The sequence below is a fragment of the Zhihengliuella sp. ISTPL4 genome, from assembly GCF_002848265.1.
GTDB lineage: Bacteria > Actinomycetota > Actinomycetes > Actinomycetales > Microbacteriaceae > Microbacterium.
This window is the reverse complement of sequence record NZ_CP025422.1, coordinates 2,785,449-2,804,852: the sequence shown is the minus strand read 5'-3', so window position 1 is coordinate 2,804,852 and position 19,404 is coordinate 2,785,449. Positions and strand designations below refer to the sequence as shown.

19 protein-coding genes are annotated in these 19,404 nt (G+C 68.8%); 7 read left to right on the top strand and 12 right to left on the bottom strand.

Annotation, left to right across the window (positions count from 1 at the left end; genetic code table 11):
* Nucleotides 1-7 precede the first annotated feature (7 nt).
* From CYL12_RS13405 to CYL12_RS13390, 4 genes are read right to left on the bottom strand one after another with little or no spacing between them, the layout of a single operon-like run.
* Complete coding sequence (locus CYL12_RS13405; protein ID WP_101848022.1) at nt 8-1,237, bottom strand: family 20 glycosylhydrolase; 1,230 nt, start codon at nt 1,235-1,237, stop codon at nt 8-10.
* Nucleotides 1,234-2,142, bottom strand: a complete 909-nt coding sequence (locus CYL12_RS13400) for a carbohydrate ABC transporter permease (protein WP_101848021.1) — start codon at nt 2,140-2,142, stop codon at nt 1,234-1,236. Before CYL12_RS13400 ends, CYL12_RS13405 begins: the two co-directional genes overlap by 4 nt.
* Nucleotides 2,142-3,122 (bottom strand): carbohydrate ABC transporter permease, encoded by a 981-nt coding sequence (locus CYL12_RS13395; RefSeq protein ID WP_233486749.1) that lies wholly within the window; start codon nt 3,120-3,122, stop codon nt 2,142-2,144. The genes CYL12_RS13400 and CYL12_RS13395 overlap by 1 nt, the downstream gene beginning before the upstream one ends.
* Before the next feature lie 19 nt (nt 3,123-3,141).
* Entirely contained in the window at nt 3,142-4,287 is a 1,146-nt protein-coding gene (locus CYL12_RS13390; protein WP_158297189.1) for an extracellular solute-binding protein, read from the bottom strand.
* A gap of 318 nt (nt 4,288-4,605) precedes the next feature.
* Between CYL12_RS13390 and CYL12_RS13385 the strand changes: the two genes are divergently transcribed.
* Nucleotides 4,606-5,775 (top strand): ROK family protein, encoded by a 1,170-nt coding sequence (locus tag CYL12_RS13385; RefSeq protein WP_101848019.1) that lies wholly within the window; start codon nt 4,606-4,608, stop codon nt 5,773-5,775.
* A 45-nt stretch (nt 5,776-5,820) separates the two neighbouring features.
* Here CYL12_RS13385 and CYL12_RS13380 read toward each other — a convergent pair whose 3' ends face one another.
* The 4 genes from CYL12_RS13380 to CYL12_RS13365 form a co-directional block, all read right to left on the bottom strand.
* Nucleotides 5,821-6,381, bottom strand: a complete 561-nt coding sequence (locus CYL12_RS13380; RefSeq protein WP_101848018.1) for a dihydrofolate reductase family protein — start codon at nt 6,379-6,381, stop codon at nt 5,821-5,823.
* Nucleotides 6,378-6,992 (bottom strand): DUF1684 domain-containing protein, encoded by a 615-nt coding sequence (locus tag CYL12_RS13375; RefSeq protein WP_101848017.1) that lies wholly within the window; start codon nt 6,990-6,992, stop codon nt 6,378-6,380. The genes CYL12_RS13380 and CYL12_RS13375 overlap by 4 nt, the downstream gene beginning before the upstream one ends.
* Nucleotides 6,993-7,032: 40 nt before the next feature.
* Nucleotides 7,033-7,665 (bottom strand): phosphatase PAP2 family protein, encoded by a 633-nt coding sequence (locus tag CYL12_RS13370; protein ID WP_101848016.1) that lies wholly within the window; start codon nt 7,663-7,665, stop codon nt 7,033-7,035.
* Nucleotides 7,666-7,751: 86 nt separating this feature from the next.
* Complete coding sequence (locus tag CYL12_RS13365; protein ID WP_101848015.1) at nt 7,752-8,561, bottom strand: Rossmann-fold NAD(P)-binding domain-containing protein; 810 nt, start codon at nt 8,559-8,561, stop codon at nt 7,752-7,754.
* A gap of 50 nt (nt 8,562-8,611) precedes the next feature.
* On the opposite strand from CYL12_RS13365, the gene CYL12_RS13360 reads away from it, so the two are divergent.
* From CYL12_RS13360 to CYL12_RS13350, 3 genes are all read left to right on the top strand, one after another.
* A complete protein-coding gene (locus tag CYL12_RS13360) occupies nt 8,612-9,640 on the top strand; it encodes an FUSC family protein (RefSeq protein WP_199399131.1) in 1,029 nt (342 codons plus the stop codon).
* A 102-nt stretch (nt 9,641-9,742) separates the two neighbouring features.
* On the top strand, nt 9,743-11,098 hold the full coding sequence (locus CYL12_RS13355; RefSeq protein WP_101848013.1) for an APC family permease: 1,356 nt from the start codon (nt 9,743-9,745) through the stop codon (nt 11,096-11,098).
* Complete coding sequence (locus CYL12_RS13350; RefSeq protein WP_101848012.1) at nt 11,085-11,294, top strand: multidrug transporter; 210 nt, start codon at nt 11,085-11,087, stop codon at nt 11,292-11,294. The genes CYL12_RS13355 and CYL12_RS13350 overlap by 14 nt, the downstream gene beginning before the upstream one ends.
* A 16-nt stretch (nt 11,295-11,310) precedes the next feature.
* Here the strand turns inward: CYL12_RS13350 and corA are convergent, their stop codons facing one another.
* A complete protein-coding gene (gene corA / locus CYL12_RS13345) occupies nt 11,311-12,327 on the bottom strand; it encodes a magnesium/cobalt transporter CorA (protein ID WP_101848011.1) in 1,017 nt (338 codons plus the stop codon).
* A gap of 26 nt (nt 12,328-12,353) precedes the next feature.
* Nucleotides 12,354-13,634, bottom strand: a complete 1,281-nt coding sequence (locus CYL12_RS13340; RefSeq protein ID WP_101848010.1) for a serine hydrolase domain-containing protein — start codon at nt 13,632-13,634, stop codon at nt 12,354-12,356.
* A gap of 85 nt (nt 13,635-13,719) precedes the next feature.
* Between CYL12_RS13340 and CYL12_RS17450 the strand changes: the two genes are divergently transcribed.
* The gene (locus tag CYL12_RS17450) at nt 13,720-14,034 is read left to right on the top strand and encodes a DUF2470 domain-containing protein (protein WP_233486748.1); all 315 of its coding nucleotides are present in this window, start codon (nt 13,720-13,722) and stop codon (nt 14,032-14,034) included.
* Between the two features lie 57 nt (nt 14,035-14,091).
* Nucleotides 14,092-14,739, top strand: coding sequence for a biliverdin-producing heme oxygenase (locus CYL12_RS13335; RefSeq protein WP_233486747.1), 648 nt, complete (start codon nt 14,092-14,094; stop codon nt 14,737-14,739).
* Between the two features lie 14 nt (nt 14,740-14,753).
* Here CYL12_RS13335 and CYL12_RS13330 read toward each other — a convergent pair whose 3' ends face one another.
* Nucleotides 14,754-16,166 (bottom strand): ATP-dependent DNA helicase, encoded by a 1,413-nt coding sequence (locus CYL12_RS13330; protein ID WP_199399130.1) that lies wholly within the window; start codon nt 16,164-16,166, stop codon nt 14,754-14,756.
* 117 nt (nt 16,167-16,283) lie between these two features.
* On the opposite strand from CYL12_RS13330, the gene CYL12_RS13325 reads away from it, so the two are divergent.
* Nucleotides 16,284-17,354 (top strand): hypothetical protein, encoded by a 1,071-nt coding sequence (locus CYL12_RS13325; RefSeq protein WP_101848008.1) that lies wholly within the window; start codon nt 16,284-16,286, stop codon nt 17,352-17,354.
* 13 nt (nt 17,355-17,367) lie between these two features.
* On the opposite strand, the gene CYL12_RS13320 is transcribed toward CYL12_RS13325, so the two are convergent.
* On the bottom strand, nt 17,368-19,380 hold the full coding sequence (locus CYL12_RS13320) for a cytochrome c oxidase assembly protein (RefSeq protein WP_101848007.1): 2,013 nt from the start codon (nt 19,378-19,380) through the stop codon (nt 17,368-17,370).
* Between the last annotated feature and the right edge of the window lie 24 nt (nt 19,381-19,404).

Genomic DNA, 19,404 nt, shown 5'->3' with positions numbered 1-19,404 from the left:
CGTTTCCTCACCACATCGTCGGGGTCAGCTGGGGCGCATCGAGAGCACCAGAGGTTGATAGCAGGTCGTGTTCGCGCCGCACCCGTGCGGCGGCATCGTCGGCGTCGAGGTCGGGGTTCCAGATCCGCTCGGACACCGCGAGCAGGCGGGGGAAGAACATGTCGAGCAGGTCCGCCCCGTCGAGCACGAACTCCGACCAGACGCAGGCCTGCACTCCCAGGCACCGCGGGTCCGCTGTCTCAGGCCACGGTGCACGAAGGATGTCGTCGACCGAGATGGCGGGCGTCATCCCGTTCTGCTGGTCGCTGCCCTCCGGATCGACCCGGTTCAGGTAGAGGGTGCGCGCGTCGGCGAAGACGTAGGGAAGGGACGAGCGGCCCACACGTTCCATTCCGCGGGCTTCGTCCCATGCGATGACGACGGCGTCCCCCTTGTCCCAGATGTCGCAGGCTTCGTCCCAGACAGCTACGGTCTTGCCGTGGCGCCGCAGCTCCGTGGACGCGACGTCCATGAACCATGCCTGCAGGTCCTCGACGCGCGCCAACCCGCGGCTTGCCAGGGCTGCCGGCAATCCCGGGTCGGACGACCACTGTCGGTACGCGCACTCATCGCCGCCGATGTGGACGAGCTTCCCCGGGAACAGTTGGGCCACCCTGCGGAGCACTGCTCGGACGAATCGTTCGGCGTCGGCCGTCGGCCACAACAGATCGTTGCGGGCGGGCCACCACATGTGGTCGCGCATCGAACCACGGGGCAGGGGAAGGTGTGCGGGGCGTCCGAGCTCTGGGTACGCGGCGATTGCCGCGGACATGTGCCCGGGAAGGTCAACCTCAGGAACGACCTCGATACCGTGCGCGGTGGCGTAGTCGACGACCGTGGCGATCTCCTCATCGGAGTAGAACCCGTTGCTCCACCTCGTGACGGCAGCCGCTTTCGCCCGCTCCAGGGTCTCCCCCGCAAGCGCGTTGTAGTCGTCGAAGGCGCCTCTCGGCAGGTCGGCGCCGATTGCCGCCAGCAGAGGATAGTCGGGAACGTCGAAGCGCCAGCCCTGGTCGTCCGTCAGATGCCAGTGGAGTCGGTTGAATCCGTATCGCGCGGCGAGCTCGATGACGCGCAGGATGACCGGCACGGTGAAACGAGTGCGGGCAGAGTCGATCATCAGCCCGCGCCAAGGGAACGACGAGTCGCGCCCCCGGACAGGTCCGACGAGGACCGGGGGCAGATCAGCGAGAGTCATCCCTTGACCGCTCCCGCAACCATCCCCTGGGAGATCTTGTTCTGCACGGCCATGAAGATGATGATGACGGGGACCGCGATGAGGGTGGCGCCGGCCATCACTCCGCCCCAGTCGGTCGCCTTGAGCCCCTGCTGGAACGACTGGATCCAGATCGGGAGGGTCACGGACGAGTCCTTGGAGAGGACAATCAGCGCGAGGGTGTACTCGTTCCACGCGAAGAGGAAACTGAAGACGGACGTGGACACCAACCCGGGGGCGAGGAGAGGGAGGGTCACGCGCCGGAACGCACCGAAGCGAGAGCATCCGTCGACCATGGCGGCCTCCTCGAGCTCAATCGGAACTCCGTCGACGAAACCGCGCGTCATCCAGGCGACGAAGGGGACGATGGTTCCGATGTAGAGGATCGAGAGCCCGAGAACGGAGTTCAACAGTCCCCATCCGTCCAGCATTCGATACTGCGAGATGAAAAGCGCTTCGGCGGGGATCATCTGCACCACGAGGATCGCGATGATCATGATGGTGCGGCCGCGGAAGCGGAAACGCGACAGAGCGTAGGCAGCAGTCAGCGCTCCGATGGTGGAGAACACGACGGTCAGGGACGCTGCAAGAAGCGAGGATCCCAGCGCGGGAGCGAAATGGGGATTGGTCAATGCCGAGACGAAGTTGCCCCACGTGAACTCCTGGGGCAGCAGATGCGGCGGCCAGGACATGAGCTCGGACTCGGACTGGAATGCCGAATTGACCATCCAGTACACCGGCACCAGCCACAACAGCGCGACGAGAAGACCGGTGACGTTCGCGAGCGGGTTCTTCGGTCGCCACGAGCGAGTGGCGGCGCCGGTGGCCTTCGCCTTCGGGGAGGTGGTGAGGGCGCGCGTCGATGCGTCCGCGGTGTGAAGCGCCATCAGAACATTCCTCCTTGGCGGTACAGCATTCGTAGATAGCGGGCGGTGAGCACGAGGGTGAGCGCGAGGACGACCATCGCGAGCGCGGAGGCCACCCCGTAGTCGCCTTGAGCGATACCGGTCTGGTAGATGTATGTGCCCAGCAGGTTGGTCTCGCTCGCGATACCGCCGGATTGCTGGAGGACGTAGATCTGGGTGAACACGCGAAGGTCCCAGATCACTTGGAGCACTCCGATAAGGGAGATGACGGGCGCCACCATCGGAAGCATGATGTGTCGAATCTGCTGGAACCCGGTGGCACCGTCGATCTCGGATGCTTCGAGAACCTCGGTGGGCATCTGCGCAAGAGCCGCATATATCGTGATGGAGACCAGCGGCAGGGATGCCCAGATGATGACGGCCGATGCGATGAGGTAGAACGTCCAAAAGTTCTCGCCCAGCCAATTGAAGTTCTCGAAGCCGCTGAGTCCGATGCTCGTGAGCGCGTAGTTCAGCAGACCGGAGCGGGGGTCCACCAGCCACTGCCAGATCGTCAGAGCAGCCAGGGCCGGCATCGCCCACACGATGATGAGGGCGGTGTTCAGGAACGACCGGATGACGTTGTTCAGTCGCAGCATGAGCACCGCGACGCCCACTCCGAGCAGCATCGTCACACCCGCCGTCCAGGCACAGAACGCCAGGGACTTCAGGAACACGCTCCAGAAGTACGGGTCGGTGAGGATGGTGGCGTAGTTCGACACTCCGGCCCACTCGGCGGGCTGGCCGAACTGCTGCGCCAAGCCGAAGTGCTGGAAGGACATGATCGCTTGCCGCACCAGTGGGTAGCCCAGGGCGACTGCGACCATGACGGTCGCGGGTGCCAGGAGCATCCAGGGCGTCAGGCGTCCGCGAGCGCCACGGACCCGTGTGCTCATCGGTGCGGGTGCGGTCTTCGCCGTGCGCTCGGTGCGACGAGCGGGCCGGAGTGTCGTCTGCGTCATGAGGAGATGTGGATCCGTCTTACTTGTTCAGCGAGGTGTCGACCTGCTCGTCGAAGGACTTGGCGACAGCGGCGACGTCTTCACCCTTCGCGATGCGGGTGAAGAACTCGTTCAGCTGCGTGGACCCGAAGGCCACGCCCCATTCCGGGCTGTTCGGGGTGAGCTTCGAGTTCGTGATGATCTCGCCCGCGATCTCGCCGAACGGACCGGCGACCGCATCGCTGTACGCGGTGTTGCCGGGCACCCACCCCTCCTCAGCGAGCCGCGTCTGGAAGTCCTCACTGAAGATCAGCTCGAGAGCTTTCGTCGCCAGCTCCGGGTGCGGAGAGTTCGTCGCCACCGCGATGTTCGACCCTCCGGCGAAAGTCGCACCGGGGACGCCCGGCTCGTCAGAAGGGATCGCGAAGACACCGACCTTGCCGGCATCCCACAGCGCCGGATCGATCTTCGTTCCGATGTTTCCGGTACCGATGAGGATGCCCGTGGACCCCTCGTTGAAGTACCGCTCGAACGACTTCTGCCCGGCCTGCGAGTCCAGGGCGAAGGTCGTGCCGTTCCGGAAAAGGTCTTGCAGCGCCGTGAGTGCCTCAAGGGACTCATCGGTGGAGGCCGCCCCGACCCACTCATCGCCGTCCTGCTCGGCGTACTCGAAACCCTGCGGGAAGAGGTACGACTCGACACCGTGCGGGTCCACGGCCGCGAGATACATGCCCGAGAAGTTCGGGGTGCCCTCAGGGTTCGCCGCCTGCAGCGCAATGGCGGCGTCGCCGAACTCTTCGATGGTCGTCGGGACGCTGATCCCGGCCCGCTCGAACAGGTCCGTGCGATAGAACACACCCCGCGCCCCGGCGTAGAGGGGGTATGCGTAGATCTTGCCGTCGATGGTGGACGCGTCCACGAACGACGGGATGAGGTCGTCGCCGCCGAGCTCGTCCTTGAGGTCGGTGACGTCTGCGAAGGCTCCGACCGACGTGAACGTCGCGGTCTGAGTGTTTCCGATCTCAACAAGATCGGGGCTCTCGTTCTTCGAAGCGAGAGACGTCTGGAGCTTCGAGACGATGCCGTCCCACTGCTGCACCTCGACCTTGAGTTCGCTCCCCGGGTTCTCCTCGGCGAACTGCTCCTCGAGGTACTGTCGGCTCTCGTCAGAGAGCGAGCCTTCCATCACCCAGAGCCTCACGGTCCCGGGCTCGTCCGCGCTTTCGCCTGCGTCGGTGTCGGTGTCCGTGCTGCAAGCGGCCAACGTGAGAAGTACAGATGCACTGGCGATGCCAGCCAGTACGCTGCGTGCCTTCATGATCCCTCCGATGGAATCTGCCCCGCTCTGCTCACGGCGGCGACGGGCGATAGTTGATCTCGGCGTTGAGTGTGTGAGCTCGAATCAGAATGACCGCTGTACGCAATAGTGTCAAGTAAATTAACAGAATTCTGAGCCGACACGTCTGCAGGCGCGCTAGTCTGGAGGTCGGCTGAAGGGAGCCCGATGACGAGCGTCACACCCAACGCGCAGCGCCTGCTTCGATCTCTGATGATCGACGGCCCCGCCTATCGGGCGGACCTCGCTCGCGTGCTGGACGTTTCGCGAGCCACCGTCTCCAACCTGACCAACACGCTCTTGGAAGAAGGTTGGATCGAGGAACCCGCTCATGAGCCGGGAGCTATCAAGACGCATATCGGAACCTCCGTCCAGCTGGGCGTCCTCGTCTCTCTCGTCTTCCTCGTCGACTCCTGCACGGTAACGTTGTCGCGGGCTGATGGAAGAGTGGTAATTTCCCATACACTCCAGACGAGCGCGTCTGCGTCGCCCGAGCAGCGGTTGCACGCCGGGGCCGACCTCATCGACCGCCTGTTCGAGGAAGTCGGGCACCCGCGAACGCTTCTGCGGGCCATTCATCTCGCTGTCGACACGCAGATCGACACGCAGACGGGTCTCGTCTACGCTCAGCGTGCATCGAGCCGTTGGTATGGCGTCAATCCGAAGGTGCACCTCGAGACGCGGTTCGGAGTGAGCGTGCATCTCCAGAACACTGCACGCCTCGAAGGTCTCGCGGAATCACTGTGGGGAGCGGGGGCGAACCATCGGGACGTCCTCTATGTGGACGTCAGCTTCGGCGTCACCTCCGGGCACGTGGTCGACGGACTGATTCGCACCGGCGCCCGCGGAGGTTCCGGAGAAATCGGGCACACCGTATACGACTGGAACGGCCCGCTATGCACGTGCGGGAACGCGGGCTGCCTCATGCAATACGTGTCCGTCCCTGCGCTCCTTCGCGACTATCGGACCCGTACGGGCTCGACCGTCGAGTGGAGGCAGTACTGCGGACTCGTCGCCCAGGGCGACGAGTCCGCCGTCGCCCTTGCCCGGCGCGCAGCCGAGATCCTGGGGCGGGTTCTCGTCAACACGTGCCACCTCGTGGATCCGGAGGTCATCGTCATGAGCGGCGAGCTGGTCAGATGTCTACCCACGTTCATCGACGACACCGCGGCTGCTCTGCGCGCGTCGGCGCTCCCCCTCGTCTCCCGCAACGTCACCGTCCTCCCCGCACAGGAAGAAGACGTCCTTTCCACGACCGCTCTGGCGGGAATCGCGTCCCTTCGCCGCATTGAGGACGTCGTGGTCGCCGTCACCGGGCTCACAACAGACGCCAGATGACATCCCGAACCAGGCGAGCCAGGGTGGGATTCCGGTGCGCGGCGCTCAGGGCGCTGGTCGGTACCGCTGCATGACGGCACCGGAGCGGAACTCCCGCCGCTCCACGAGCTCGAGCCGAAGTCGCTCGTGCACGCCATCCAGGAGCCGAGGGCCGTGCCCCGCGACGACCGGATGGACCACGAACACGTACTCGTCGATCAGCCCGAGATCGGCGAGCGTCGCGGGCAGGGTCACCCCACCGACCGACAGGCCCGCCCCCGGCTCATCCTTCAGCCGCCGCACCGCCTCGGCGAGGTCGCCGCGGACGAGGTCCGCGTTCCAGTCGGCGGCGTCGAGCGTCGCCGAGACCACGTGTTTCGGCATCCGGTCGATGGTCTCGGCGAACGGCGTCTCCCACTCCTCCATCCAGTCCGGCCAGACCCCGGAATCCGGACGCCGCCACGCGGACCGCATCATCTCGTACGTCACCCGGCCGTAGAGCAGGGCGTCGGCGCGCTGCAGCTCCGCGGTCCAGAAGCGCATCGACTCCTCGTCGGGCGGGAGTCCGGCTTCGTGATGGCAGCAGCCGTCGAGCGTCACGTTGATCGCGTACCGCAGCGGTCTCATCGGAGCTCTCCCACCGGGATCGGCAACGTCAGCACGTTCCCAGGCGGCGCGAGCGGGCACGCCCAGGCCGGGTCGTAGGCACAGGACGGGTTGTATGCGAAGTTGAAGTCCAGCACGATCGTGCCGCGGCGCGGGTCGACACCGAGGTCGGCGCCCTTCACCGTGTCGACGAGGTACCGCCCTCCTCCGTACGTGCCACCCGGCTGTCCGGCGGAGGCGTCGCGCACGGGCACGAACAGACCGCCGCCGTAGGACGCGAGCCGCCACACGTCGAGCGATCCGACGTCCGGGATCTCCACCACGCCGACGCGCTCGAACGGCACGATGCCGTCGGTCCCGGTCGCGAACTCGAAGGTCGCCGGATCGCTGTCGAGGATCGGAAGCTCGAACCGCCAGGCGGAGTCGTACGGCGCGATGGGCAGCCCCTCGAACAGCACCCTGTCCTCCGGAAGAAGCGGCGTCGCCGGGTGACGCAGCAGCAGCTCGTCCCGCTCGATCCGCCACAGCTCGTGCGCCTCTTCCGGGGAGTCGGCCCGCCGCACTGCTTCGTACAGGGCGAAGACCCGCCGCCGCCAGTCGACGACCTCGACAGCCGTCTGCGCATTCGTCATGCGCCCACGGTACGCCGGACGGCGGACGCCCGAAATGCCCTCAGCTCGCCGGCTCGCGACGTGCCCGACGTGCAGCGACGCTCACCGCGGCGAGCGCGACGGCCCCCGTGATGACCACACCGAAAGCCGCGCCCAGCGCGACGTCGTGAACGTAGTGCACTCCCTGCAGCACCCGGCCCACGGCGATGAGTGCCGCGAGGGCGAGCGCTGCCCAGATCATCGACACCCGACCGAGGGCGACGGCGATCACGACGACCGCGCCGAACGCGAGGGTCGCGTGGTTCGAGGGGAGTGACCAGTCGCCCGCCGGCGGGCACTCCCCGGCGCTCGGCCACCGTACGCACGGACGCGGCTGTGCGAACAGGAGTTTCGCCCCCTCACTCGCGGCATACGCGACGACAACGCCGATCGCCCCGGCCGCGACCGGGAGACGACGCTCCGGCCGTCGGAACCAGGCGAAGAGGATCGTCGCCACCGTCGCGGCGGCGAGCGCGGCCAGACCCCCCTCGGAGACGAGTTCGACGCGCGGGAGCCCCGCGCCCAGGCCCGCGAGCCACCGCGTGCCGACGATGCTCACGCTCCCGGGCGTCGGGAGCAGCAGCAGGACAGCGGCGAGCCCGAGGGCGACGAGGAGCGGCAGAACGGTGCGACGAGACAGGGTCGTGGACAGCATGCTCTCGACGCTAAGCCGGGCTCCGGACCAGAGGCATCGTCCGGAAGTCGGAGCGTCCTCCGCCGCGGGATGTATCCGCGCCGGCCCTACGTTCGGTCGATCATCTCCGCGTACCCGTCCTCGTACGTCGGGTACTCGAGATCGCCGAGGACCGAATGCAGCAGCGTCCCGTCGTAGACGAAGCCGCTCGGTGCACCCCCGTCGTCCGCCGGCACGGGCAGGCCGAGGCGGTCGGCCAGGAAGGTCACGACGTCTCCGAGCGGGGCGGGCGCCTGGTCGACGGCGTGCACGAGCGCCGGAGCCCCCGGCATCCGCAGCAGCAGGTCGAGGGTGCGCACGAGGTCGGTCTCGTGGATCCGGTTGGTGCGGCGACGGTGCGTGATCGGAGCACCTTCCCGCACCTTCCGAAGCAGGAACTCCCGCCCCGGGCCGTAGATGCCCGCGGGGCGCACGACCACGGCATCGAAGAGCTCGACGGCCGCACGCTCCCCGTCGCGCAGTCCGCGCCCCCGGTCGGTGGTGGGCGCCGGCTCGACCCGCTCCGTGACGGGCTCCGCGCTGCCGACCCCGTCGAACACCCCGGTGGACGAGACGAACACCGTTCGTTCGGGCTTCGCCGGAAGCGCTGCCGCGAGGTGCGAGAGGGCCGCACGATAGGACGACACGTCCGGCCCGGGCGGCAGCGTCACCACCATCGCGTCGACCGCGGGCAACGGAGTCGGGAGCGGGACGGTGAGATCGGCGGAAAGCGCCCCCACACCGTCCGGCGCAGGCCCGTCACTGCGACGGAGGGCCAGAACGGAGCCCTCGTCGGCCAGGAGCAGCGGGGCGAGCCGGGCACCGAGTTTCCCGAAGCCGACCAGAAGGGTGCGGCGCGGCGGAGGCGGAGTGGTCATCCTCTCCACCCTCGCACATCGGCGCTGCGCGACGGACGTAGGCTTGATCGGTGACGGAATCGCAGGGGCGGGTGTGGACGGGAGTCCTGCGCGTCGGCCCGCACCGCGGCGATCACCGCGTGGCCGTGCGCGCCGCCGTGAGTGTCGCCGTCCCACTGCTCGTCCTGTGGGCGGTCGGCCGACTCGACCTCAGCATCTATGCGAGCTTCGGCGCCTTCGCCGCCCTCTACGGCCGGCACGACGTCTTCCGCGACCGGATCCGCATGCAGGCGAGCGCCGGCGGCGTCTTGCTGCTCGCGATGCTGATCGGGACCGCGCTCTCGGTGCTCGCCGCGCCCGCGGTGCTGAGCATCCTCGTCGTCGCGCTCGTCGCGGCAGTCGTGACACTGCTCGCCTACGTCTTGCAGTGGCACCCGCCCGGTCCGCTCTTCACGGTCTTCGCGACCGGGGCGTGCGCGACCATCCCCGCCACCGGCGCTTCCTTCGGCGCCGTTCTGCTCGTCGGCGGGGCGAGCGTGCTCTTCGGCCTCGCGCTCACGGCACTCGTGGCGGTCGTCACCCGGAGCACGACGGAGGCGGCGCCGAAGGTCCGTCCGTCCGTCGGGCCCGTCGCCGCCGAGATGGCGGCCTCGGTCGCCGTCGCCATCGCCGGAGCGGGCGTCGTGGGGCTGCTCCTCGGCGGCACCCACTGGTACTGGGCGGCGGTCGGCGCCGTCGCAGCGGTCAGTGGCGCGCAGCTCAACGCTCGCGTGATCCGCGGCATCCAGCGCCTCGTGGGCACGCTCCTCGGCGTGCTGGTCGCCGCTGGGATCCTCGCCCTCGACCTGCCGCCGCTCGCCGTCATAGCCGTCGTGGTGGTCCTCCAGGGGGCGGCCGAGCTGTTCATCGGCCGCAACTACGGCATCGCCATGGTGTTCGTGACCCCGCTCGCCCTGCTCATGGTGCATCTGGCCGCGCCCACCCCGGTCGCCGACCTGCTGACCGATCGGGTGCTGGAGACGATCATCGGGGTCCTCGTCGGGACGATCGTCGCCGTCGTGTCCGCAGCGCTGCGCCGTCGCGGTCGACGCCGACCCTGAGCAGGGGTGGCCGAGCGCCGCGCCCTCGGTCCGCGGTGACTCATCGGTGCCGGCGCTGTCAAGCCCGTCGCCCGCCAGGGCGCCAGCCCCTACCGTGCAAGGATGACCACCCAGACCGAGCCCCGCGCCGAGACGCCCACGCGACTGCGGCGAGCGATCACGGGTCCCCTGCTGTTCGCCTTCATCCTCGGAGACGTCCTCGGTGCCGGCATCTACGCGCTCATGGGCGTCCTCTCCGAGGACGTGGGCGGCCTCCTCTGGGCGCCGCTCGTCCTGGCCCTGCTGTTGGCCATGCTGACCGCGGGCTCCTACGCCGAACTCGTCACCAAGTACCCGCGCGCCGGCGGCGCCGCGGTCTTCGCCGAGCGGGCGTTCCGCAGTCCGCTCGTCTCCTTCCTCGTCGGTTTCAGCATGCTCGCGGCCGGCGTGACCAGCGCGGCCGGTCTCGCCATCGCCTTCGCCGGTGACTACCTCAGCACCTTCATCGACCTGCCGACCATCCCGGTCGCCATCGCCTTCCTCGCGATCGTCGGCCTCCTGAATGCCCGCGGCATCCGCGAGTCCATGGGCGCCAACCTCGTGATGACGGCGATCGAGCTGAGCGGCCTCGTGATCGTGATCGTCGTCGTCGCGGTGTTCGTCGGCGGCGGCGGAGGCGACATGTCCCGGGCCACCCAGGTTCCCGAGGGCGCCAACGTCGCCCTCGCGGTCCTCTCCGGCGCGGTGATCGCGTACTACTCCTTCGTCGGCTTCGAGACCTCCGCCAACATGATCGAAGAGGTCAAGGACCCGCGCCGCACGTATCCCCGTGCGCTGTTCGGCGCCCTCCTGACCGCCGGTGTCGTCTACGTCCTGGTCGGCATCGCCAGCGCGGTCGCCCTGCCGGCATCCGAGCTGCAGGAATCGAGCGGTCCGCTGCTCGCTGTCGTCGAGGCCACCGGTGTCAGCGTGCCGTCCTGGCTGTTCAGCCTGATCGCTCTCATCGCGGTGGCCAACGGCGCCCTGCTCACGATGATCATGGTCAGCCGCCTCACCTACGGCATGGCCGAGCAGAACCTCCTGCCGTCCGTGCTCGGGCGTGTCCTGCCGAAGCGGAAGACCCCGTGGGTCGCGATCCTCACCACGACGCTCGTCGCGATGGGCCTCACGCTGGTCGGCGACCTCGCGACCCTCGCCGAGACCGTCGTGCTCCTGCTCCTCGTCGTCTTCCTCACCGTGAACGTCTCGGTGCTGGTCCTGCGCCGCGACAAGGTCGAGCACGATCACTTCCGCGTGTGGACGTTCGTCCCCGTCCTGGGCGTCGCCTCCTGCATCCTGCTGCTGACCCAGCAGCGCCCGCAGGTGTGGCTCTTCGGGGCCATCCTCCTCGCCGTCGGCGGCGTGCTCTACGCTGTCGCGCGGTGGACCCGCAACCGCTCGAAGACCGCTGACCCGAAGGAGAGCCATGAGCACGCCTGACAACACCACCGACGAGACGTTCGAGGAGAACCGGCGCGACCAGTTGACGTCCGCCCCCGATGCCACGGAGGCCGACGCCGCACCGCGCGTCGAGGTCTCCGAGCACGACGGCAACACGCGCATCGACATCCGCGACGACGCCGAGGTGCGCCCTGGCCCCGGGCCGGGGATGCCGGAGGCGGACGGCGAGGACTGACCGGCGCCGTCCGCCGCTACAGCCAGCCCTTGCGCTTGAAGACCGCGTACAGCCCGAATCCCATCGCCACCATGAGCAGCACCGCCATGGGATAGCCGAGCGCCCAGTGCAGTTCGGGCATGTGGTCGAAGTTCATGCCGTAAACGGTGCCGACGAGCGTCGGGGCGAAGAGGATCGCCGCCCAGCCGGAGATCTTCTTCACCTCGTCGTTCTGGCGGATGCTGAGTTCCGTCATCCGGCGCATCTCGTCGTTCTGGCGCCGCGCGACGATGGTCGATTCGACCGTGAGGGCGTTGTCGAGCACGGAACGGAACGTGGTCGCCTTGTCGCTCACCCGCAGAGTGTGGTCGAGGACGTCCCGCAGGTACCGCTGGAGCTCCTCGCTGACGCGGTACTTCTCCGAACCGCGCAGCAGCGCCTCGAGCATCCCCGCCAGCGGTTGCGTCGCCCGCTGGAAGTCGATCACCTCGCGACCGAGGTCGTAGATGCGCTGCGTCGCGTCCACGTCCTCCTCGAAGAGCTGACTCTCGATCTCGTCGATGTCGTTCTCCAACCCGGCGAGGACCGGGGAGTACTCATCGACGACCTCGTCCAGGATCGCGTACAGCACGGCCTCCGGGCCGTGGGCCAGCAGGGCGGGGTCACCCTCGAGCCGGCGTCGCACGCGGCCGAGGTCCGGCGATTCGGCATGCCGGATCGTCACGACGAAATCCGGCCCGACCAGCACATGCACCTCGCCGAACTCGACCTCCTCGCGCTCGTCGAGGTAGCGGGCGGGACGAAGCACCATGAACAGCACATCGCCGTACCGCTCCAGCTTGGCGCGCTGGTGACCGGACAGCGCGTCTTCCACGACGAGCTCGTGGATGCCGAACTCGTCCGCGACGGCGCGGATCTCCTCCGCGCTCGGCCGGTAGAGGCCGATCCATCCCATGCCCTGCCGTTCACGGATCCGCTCGAACGTCTCGCTCAGGCTCTGCGGGTTCTCGGTGCGTACACCGTCCACATAGATCGCGTTGTCGACGATCGCCATGCGGACCTCGTTCGCTCGGGGCGGGATCACTCCGCCGGCGGCACGCAGGGAAGAGCGGCCTCGGCGGTCGCCGCGTGATACTGCTCAGCCGTGAAGGGAAGACCGAACTCCGGTGCCGTCTCCCCGGACGCGGCGGGCGCCTTGGAGGCGATGGCCGCGAGCTCCCAGGAGAGCTGCTGGGCGAAGATCGCCCCGGCCGTGGAGTCGTTCAGCACGGCCGCCACGGCGAACCCGGTCGTCGGGTCGGAGTACGCCGCGGTGGCATAGCCGGGAGTCCAGCCGTGCTGACCGATCATCGAGCCGGCGAGGTACGCGCCGCCCGTCGCCTGATACCAGGAGGGCGCCCCCTCCGCGACGGGGAGCGGGGTGGCGAACCGGTCCGGATCGTCCTTCGTGCGCAGCACCTGCTTCGCCTCCGCCTGGATGTAGCGTCCAAGATCGGTGATCGTCGAGACGGCACCGGAGTCGGTGAATCCGGTGCTCGAGGACAGCGTGGTGATGTCGACGGGAGCGGCGCAGTCGAAGCCGCCCTCCACCGTGTTCAGATAATGACCGTCGAGCACGGGGCCGTCCGATGCGGGCGCGGCCGGGGATGCCGGCAGAGAGGTGTCCGCGAGTTCGAGGGGCTCGGTGATGTACTCCGCGAAGAGTTCGCGCGCGCTCATCCCTGAGGCGCGCTCGAGAGCCAGTCCGAGGAGGAGGTATCCGGCGTCCGAGTCGCGGAATGTGGTGTGCGGAGCGACACGGTCGCGACCGAGCCCATATCCGGCGAGCTCGAGCGGGGCCCACACACGCTCAGGGGTGTTCCGCCAGGCACCCTTGACCGTCTCCTCCGAGGAGCCGGCGCCGCTGGTCCCGTTGCAGAGGTCGAGCAGGGTGATGTCGTCCATGTCCGCGACACCGGAGACGTACTCCGGCACCTTCGCATCGAGCTCCACCGTTCCTTCGTCGGCGAGCGCATAGAGGACGTCGCACGTCATGAGCCGGGTCACGTCGCCGACGCGGAAGGCCATGTCGGTGGAGAGCTCCCCACCGTCTGCCTTGCTCTGCGTGCCGGTCGCGGCGATCCACGTCCCGCTCCACGGGACCCAGACGCCGACGATCGCCCCGCTCGCGCCCGAGGCGGCGATGGCGTTGTCGACCGCGCCCTGGAGCGCGGCCACCGTCTCGTCCGGGAGGGTGGCGTCGACCTGCGCGGGAGGCGTATAGCTGAAGGTCTCCTCCGAGGAGCATCCGGTGAGGACGAGACCGAGGACGGCCGCCGTGGCCGCGGCGGCGCGCCACCGGCGCGACGAGAGAAGCTGCATGTGTGGGAACCCCCGAAGACGTGTCCCCTGAGTCTAGAACGCGGATGCTGGGAGTCGGCACCGCGCGACGCCGTAGGGTGTCCGTGTGCCCCATGACTTCGATGCCGACGTGATCACCGCCGTCCTCCACCACATGAACGGCGACCACACGGACGACAACCTGCTCATCGCCCGCGCGTTCGCCGAGCCGTCCGACGAAACGATCGATGGTTCCGTCATGACGGGGTTCGACGGGGAGGCCGGGGTGTGGGAGATCTCGCGCGGCGGCACGATGTCCGAGCTTCGCGTCCCGTGGCCCGGCGGTCCGATCACCGAGCGTCCGCAGGTGCGCCGCGAGGTCGTCGCCCTGTACGACGCGGCCTGTGCGCGTCTCGGCGTCGAGCCGCGGCCGCACGCCTGAACGGGCAGGGCGAGATCGGGCTTCCATCAAAGGTTAGGCTGCCCTTACACTGAAGCCATGCCCGAGATCCTCTCCTTCTCCGCCGCCCTCCGTGAGCGCTCCTCCGGATCGCATTCCCGCAGCGAGACGGCCGGCTTCATGTCCGACCTGCTGAAGGGCGAGGGCTCGCGCGAGGACTACATCTCGCTGGTCGCGCAGCACTACTTCATCTACGACGCGCTCGAGAGCGCCGGCGAGCGCATGCGCCAGGACCCCGTCGCGTCCGTGTTCCTGAGCGACAAGCTCACGCGCCTCCCCGCGCTGGAAGCCGATCTCGCCTTCCTTCTCGGGCCGGAGTGGCGCGAGCGGATCGCCCCGCTTCCCACCACGCAGCGCTACGTCGAGCGCATTCGGCAGGTGGGCGCGACCTGGGCCGGCGGCTTCGTCGCGCACCACTACACCCGCTACCTCGGCGACCTCTCCGGGGGTATCTTCATCGGCCGGGTGATGGCGCGGCGCTTCGGCTTCGAGACCAACGGCATCGGCTTCTACCTGTTCGACGACATCGCCGACCCCTCCGCCTTCAAGGACGTCTATCGCGAGCAGCTCGACGCCGCCCCGTGGGACCAGGCGGAGCGCGAGCGCGTCATCGGCGAGGTGCTGCTCGCGTACCGCTTCAACACCGAGCTCTTCGAAGACCTCGACCGCGCCCGCGCCGCCGCCTGACGCGACGGCGGTGCTCAGGTCCGCGGCAGCTCGGGTGTCGAGGCCGCGAGCCAGGCGTCGCGCATGAACCGCCGGACGTCCTCGTCCACGCGGATGTCACTCGGGCGCAGCGGCCGGGAGAGGTAGAGGCCGTCCAGCGACGTGAGCCGGCTCAGCGCGACATACGTCTGCCCGGGGGCGAACGCTCCGGAACCGAGATCGATCACGGCGCGGTCGTAGGTCTTGCCCTGCGACTTGTGGATCGTCACGGCCCAGGCGAGCCGCAGCGGGAACTGGGTGAACTCGGCGACGACATCGCGAGAGAGCTTCTTCGTGTTCGGGTCGTAGGCGTACCGGAACCGTTCCCAGACGGCGGGCTCGACGTCGACCTCCTCGCCGTCGATCTCCACCCGCACGGTCCCGCCGAGGATCCGAGTCACCGTGCCGATCGTGCCGTTCACCCAGCGCGGCGGCTCGCCGGTCATCGCGGTGTCATTGCGCAGGAACATCACCTGCGCCCCCACCTTCAGCTTGAGCTCGGACTCCGCGGGAAGGGAGGCCTCGCCACGGCCGAAGTCGCCGCTGACCTCCGCCCGCGCCGTCTGCTCCTTGCCCGGGAGGGCGGCGAGATGCCGGCTGTTGATGCTGTTCACGATGTCGTTGCGGGTGGCGAGCGTGATCATCGGCACCTCCCCGGGCTCGGGATCCGGAGGCGTGCGCGCCCCCTGGGCGTTGAGGATCCCCGCGATCTCCGCGGTCACCCGCCCGTACCGGACGGCGTTGAGCATGGACTTGAAGCCGTCGTCCGACTGCCGATGGATCTGCACGAGCTCTCGCACGTGCAGCTCCGCACGGGTGTCCACCTCGAACAACGCCCCCTGACTCCCTGAGCCTGTCGAAGGATGGGTCCCTGAGCCTGTCGAAGGGCCCGCCCACACCTTGGCGTCGAAGAACCAGAACGACCGGTAATGATCTTTCACGTACCGCGCCTCGTCGCCGCGCGGCGGTACGGGCGCGAGCTGGTAGGGGTCGCCGAACATGACGATCTGCACGCCACCGAACGGTTCGCCGCGCCTCCCTCGCGCCTGCCGCAGCGAGCGGTCGATGGCATCCATGAGGTCGGCGTTCACCATCGAGATCTCATCGATGACGAGGGTCTCGATCGCGTTGAGGATGCGCCGGGTCGCATCGTTCTGGTCGATGTCGCCATCGCCGATGAGCCCGATCGGCAGGCGGAACAACGAATGGATCGTCTGCCCCTCCACGTTCAGCGCCGCCACGCCGGTGGGGGCGCAGATCGCGATCTGCTTCTTCGTGTTCCACGCGAAGTGCTGCAGCAGCGTGGACTTCCCGGTGCCGGCGCGACCCGTGATGAAGACGTGCTCCCTGGTGTCCTCGATGAGCCGGAACAGCTCCTGCTGCTCCTCGGACAGGGCGGGAAGGGACACGGTTCTCACAGGGCTGGCGGGGCGGACACGGGACGCTCCCCCATGCTACGTGCCCTGTCCGGCACGGGCCCGCCGACGCTCGGCGTCCCCCCAGGACGCCCTCCTAGACTGGCCGGCATGGAGCGGGCCGGGACGCGCGCGCCCCGGCGGTCGCGCCTGGGCGCCGATCTGGCGATCCTCGGCCTCATCGGCGTTCTGCTGCTGGCCGCGATCGGCGCAGGGGGCGCCACGCTCTACCGTCAGTTCTACGGTCCGTCGGCCTTCGTGGTGCGCTATCTCGACCTGCTGTCCGAGGGACGAGCGGCCGACGCGCTCCGCGTTCCCGGCGTCGCCATCGACCGGGAGACCCTCGATGAAGCCGGGATCGACCCCGCCGCGTCCGAGGCGATGCTCCGGCGCTCCGCCCTCGGCCCGCTCGGCGACGTCGAGGTCGAGGCGGAGGAGCCCTCCGGCGACGGCACCGCGGTGACCGTCAGCTACCGCGCCGGTGGCCACTCGGGAACGACCACGTTCCATGTCGCGCAGGACGGCTGGGCGGGCATCACGCCCAACTGGCGTTTCACGACCAGCCCCCTCGCCGTCGTCGAGCTCACCGTGCGGGGCTCGGACCGGTTCGCGGTGAACGGCTTCGAGGTCGACCGTCGCCAGATCTCGGCCGCCGGTCCCGCGGCGCAGCCCCTCGAACCCCTGCCTCTTCTCGTCTTCACCCCCGGCGTGTATTCCGTGACGGTGGACACCGCCATCTCGGAGTCCCGTGGTCACGGCGTCCTGGCCGACGAGCCGCTGGCGGTCACGCCCCTCGACGTGCAGACGGAACCGACGGCGGAGTTCGTCGATGTCGTCCAGGAGCGCGTCGAGGAGTTCCTCACCGGGTGCACCGCGCAGGAGGTGCTGCAGCCCACCGCGTGTCCGTTCGGCCTGCGGGTGCAGAACCGGCTCGCGTCACCGCCGAAGTGGTCGATCGCCCAGCAGCCGGAGATCATGGTCGCGCCGTCCGACGACGGTCACTGGCAGATCCCGCCCACGAACGCCGTCGCCCATGTCGACGTCGAGATCCAATCGCTCTTCGACGGCACCGTGGAGCCGATCTCCGAAGACGTCACCTTCCGCGTCAACGGCTCCATCGCGATCCTTCCCGACGGCTCGGCGTCGATCCGCGTCGGCTCGCCGGACGAACCGGTGCAGTGAGACGACGGAGGCGTCAGCGGCGTTCGCGCTCCGCGGCACGCTGATCCCGCGCCGCGAGGTCGGCCAGCCGGGCGTTGTACTCCTCCAGCTCGGCGTCGCCGGTGCGGTCCGCATGGCGGTCGCGACGGCGCTGGAGCTTGGTGTCGCTCCGGCTCCACTGGATGGCGACGGTGATCGCGAGGATGAGCGTCGGGATCTCCCCGATCGACCAGGCGATCCCACCGCCCACGTACTGGTCGGTCATCGGGTCGGCACCCCAGTCGCGGCCCATCGCACCGAACCAGTCCGCCACCATGAGCCCCTCCTGCATCATGATCGCCATGCCGAAGAACGCGTGCATGGCCATCACGGCGATGAGGGTGATGAGCCGGCCGGGATAGGGCAGGCGATAGGGCACCGGATCGGCGCCGATGAGGCTCATCACGAACAGGTAGCCCGAGATCAGGAAGTGGGCGACCATCCACTCGTGCCCGAGGTGCTCGAACATCGACCAGCGCACCAGATCGGTGAAGTAGAACGCCCAGAGCGAGAGGATGAAGATCGCCGCCGCGACGATCGGGTGCGTGACCACGCGGGCGAACGGCGAGTGCACCGCCCACATGATCCATTCGCGGCCGCCGCGGGTGCCGTCGTCGCGCTTGTGGATCGCGCGCAGCGCGAGGGTGATCGGCGCCCCGGAGACGAGGAGCAGCGGGATCGCCATCGAGAGCATCATGTGCCCCAGCATGTGCACGCTGAAGAGGTACTCCTGATAGGCGTTGATCGGCCCGCCGGTCACCCACACCAGCAGGAGCAGACCGAGCACCCAGAAGATCGTCCGGTGGATCGGCCAGCGGTCGCCGCGCAGCCGGAGCCGGCGCACACCCGCGAGGTAGAAGAACAGCCCGAAGCCCGCCGCGACGAGCCACAGCACGTCGATGTCCCAGGCCGTGAACCAGCGCTCCAGCGTGAGCTCCGGCGGCAGCAGCGACCCGGTGAGGATCTGCGCGGGAGTCTGCGCGAACGCGGCGACCTCTCCGGTCGGCGGAGGCGTGCGGGCGAGAGCCGCCGCGGCACCGGAGGCGAGCCCCATGAGCGCCACCTCACCGAGGACCAGACCCCAGAACCACCGAGAGGCCCGCGCCCCGCTCAGCTTCGGGATCAGTCGCGAGCGGTACCAGGCGCCGAGCAGACCCATCCCGACGAGCAGAACGGCCTTGACGACGACGATGAGCCCGTACGGAGTCGTCCACACGGCCTCCCAGCTCCCCACGGCCACGATCGATCGAGTGAAGCCGGAGACGGCGACCACGGCGAAGGCCGCGATGGCGAGCGAGGAATACCGGCCGACGAGCCGGGGGAGGTCGAGCCCCTGCTGCCCGCGCAGCAGCACGAGGAGGAGCAGGCCGCCCAGCCACACCGCCGCGCCGATCGTGTGCAGGAGGATCGAGTTGACGGCCATGTTGTGCCCGTCCAGGTCGCCCGCGTGCCCCTGGGTCGCGAGGGGCAGGAACGACACGGCGGCCAGCAGGGCGGTGAGCAGCGTGGGTGTCCAGGTGCGCCACGCGAATGCGAGCACCGTGATGACCGCGCCGAGGATCGTCGTGATCAGCCACGACTGTCCCAGCGGGAGCTCGAGCAGGAAGCGGCCGAGCTGCGAGCCGAACTCGCGCTCGATGCTGAGCTGCGGGTTGAAGGCCGCCATGAAGGAGAAGAAGCCGGCGAGCCCGGCGGCGACCGTGAAGACGGCGGCGCCGATCGACGCGATGTTCAGGGCCGTGTCGAAGGTGCGCTCCCCCGCCCGCAGCCCGAAGAGCGCGAGCACGAGGGACCCGAGCATGACGGCGCCGGCGATGTTCATCACGAGCTTCGTCAGGGGTGTGCCCCACAGCACCACGGGACCGGGGTCCTGCAGCAGCGGCGGGTTCGCTCCTCCACCGACCAGGAGCGCCCAGACGAGGGCGGCGCCGGCGGCGACGAGGAGGATAACGACGCCGGCGAGACGGTACGCCGACGTCGGGCGCGGCGTCTCGGTGCGGGAACTCACCCCTCCAGCCTAGGCGCGCCCAGC